We start from the raw sequence: 2,328 nt of genomic DNA on the forward strand, positions 1-2,328 counted from the left end.
GAAGGGTACTTCGAAAAGTACGGTGCGATGGCGATTTTAATTGCTGGATTCACTCCAATCCCATACAAAGTGTTCACGATTTTTTCCGGAATCTCCAATGTGAAGATTCCAACCCTTATCATCTGGTCCATCATTGGACGAGGCCTGCGCTTCTTCCTTGAAGCAGCAATCATCGTTGCTCTAGGTGACAAAGCAATGCCATTCATCGAAGAAAACTTCGCGATGCTGAAAATCGCCCTTGGTGTTGTGGTCATTGCTGGATATTTGATTTACGCATATTTAAAGAGATCGAAAAAAGCATAATCGAGTAGGAGGGGGTGACTAACCCCCGACCTCTCACACCACCGTACGTACCGTTCGGTATACGGCGGTTCAATTAAGTTTGACGCAGAAATTCATATCTTTGATATAGACTTTTGAGCCCTCGATTACTCCAGTAAGAGTTATCGAGGGTTTTGTGTAAGATTGGACTTGAGGCTATTCTCCAAAATTTCTTTCTTGAGTTTCCCCATTCGTATGCCTTTTGGTCAGGGACACCTAAGCTTTTGAGTTTTCGTACTCTTGTCCTCGGGTTCTTCCATTGCTTCCATTCAATCATACGGAGTCTTCTTCTAATCCACTCATCAAATTCTTTGAATTTACTTGGTGTATCAGCTAATGCAAAATATCCACACCATCCCGTTAGATATTGATTCAGTTTCTCAATCATAACTTCCATAGAGATTGGTTTAGAACGTGAGGTTAGGTCCCGTATTTTAGCTTTAAGCCTTTTAATGCTTTCATTTGCTATTCGAACCTTCGGCTTCTTATTAACCGTAAAGCTAAAGCCAAGGAACTTTCGTTTCCACGGGCGGTCGACCGCTGATTTTCCCCTGTTTACTTTGAGCTTTAATTTCTGCTCAATGAAACATGTAATAGAGCCCATCACTCGTTCTCCAGCTTTCTTCGACTTCATGTAAATATTACAATCATCGGCATAGCGGACAAACTTGTGACCTCTCCTTTCTAACTCTTTATCAAGCTTATCCAAAAGGATATTCGAAAGAAGAGGGCTCAGGGGACCCCCTTGTGGTGTTCCTTCTTCTGCATCGTAGACTACACCATTTATCATGATTCCTGCTTGGAGATATTTCCGTATTAACTTCAAGACCAATCGGTCTTGGATTCTGTTTGTCAATATCCCCATTAACTTATCATGATTCACTTTGTCAAAGAACTTCTCCAAGTCCATGTCAATCACCCATCTGTACCCTTCGCTTATATATCCCCTTGCTTTACGAACAGCGTCATGGCCTCTTCGATTTGGCCTAAACCCATAACTATGTTCTGAGAAGGTTGGGTCAAAAAGCGGGGTTAAAACTTGGGCGATAGCCTGTTGGATGAAACGATCTATCACGGTAGGTATCCCTAGTAACCTTACTCCACCGTTCGGTTTCGGGATTTCGACTCGACGGACTGGGTTAGGTTGGTAGGTACCTTTCCTTATAGAATCACAAAGGGTGTCCCAATTTTCATAGAGATGTCTTCGTAAGGATTTTACGGACATTCCATCTATGCCGTGACTTCCTTTGTTCTTCTCCACACGTTTAAGTGCTTCAATTAAGTTTTCCCGTGACAGAATCAGATTCATTAACATGTGATATTTCCTTTCGACGTGAACGTAGAAATCTAATTATGTTATTCCTGCTCCACCCTCATGAAGTCCCCTGTGGATTCACCACTTCCTCCTTCAAGTAGGTCCTTTCGGATTGTCTGCTTCTACACAGGAATTGTATGCCTAGTTCTCGTTCTTCCTAATTGTTCAGTCCTTCCCTTACCATCTCGAGTAGGTAAAGTACTATGACCTCTGCTGACTTCTGGTTGTTCAGTTATCTATTACTAGATAGGTTACCAAGTGAACTTGGCCTACCAACCAGACCTCCCCGGGTAAGAGTACAGTCTTTCCCTCCATCTATCTGCTCCATTTACTCTGTACCACCTTCGGCAATAAGGACTTTGTTTTGTGATGCAAACTCATCCAATGGTACCTAGCCTTATATGAAGTTCGTGTTCCTCAGACCGGAGGTTTGCCGCTCGCTTCCTTCAGATTCCGCGTCACCACGGACACCCTTGCGTTAAGCTAACCACTACTATTGCCTTCATGGCTCGGGACTTGCACCCTATAGACTGTACCCATGCCGGGCGCACACCAAAAATAAAGGCCCTGGATTCAGGACCTTTATTTTTGAGTGTCATTTTCTATTTCTTCCCCATAGGTCAAATCCTCAGGTCGTTCAAAGGACAGCGGACCTAATTTTTCTGTCCGTATTTCCCTGATCACAAGCTCTG

Annotated in this window: 2 protein-coding genes; one reads left to right on the forward strand and one right to left on the reverse strand. The window is 43.4% G+C overall.

Annotated features, from left to right (window positions below):
* Window positions 1–303: YqaA family protein (locus tag ACH0QE_RS24555; protein ID WP_415803065.1), on the forward strand; the 303-nt coding region annotated here is incomplete at its 5' end.
* A 73-nt stretch (window positions 304–376) separates the two neighbouring features.
* Here the strand turns inward: ACH0QE_RS24555 and ltrA are convergent.
* Window positions 377–1,636, reverse strand: coding sequence for a group II intron reverse transcriptase/maturase (ltrA, locus tag ACH0QE_RS24560; RefSeq protein WP_415803066.1), 1,260 nt, complete (start codon window positions 1,634–1,636; stop codon window positions 377–379).
* Window positions 1,637–2,328 lie beyond the last annotated feature (692 nt).

The organism is Mesobacillus sp. (genome assembly GCF_047739415.1).
Taxonomy (GTDB): domain Bacteria; phylum Bacillota; class Bacilli; order Bacillales; family Cytobacillaceae; genus Mesobacillus.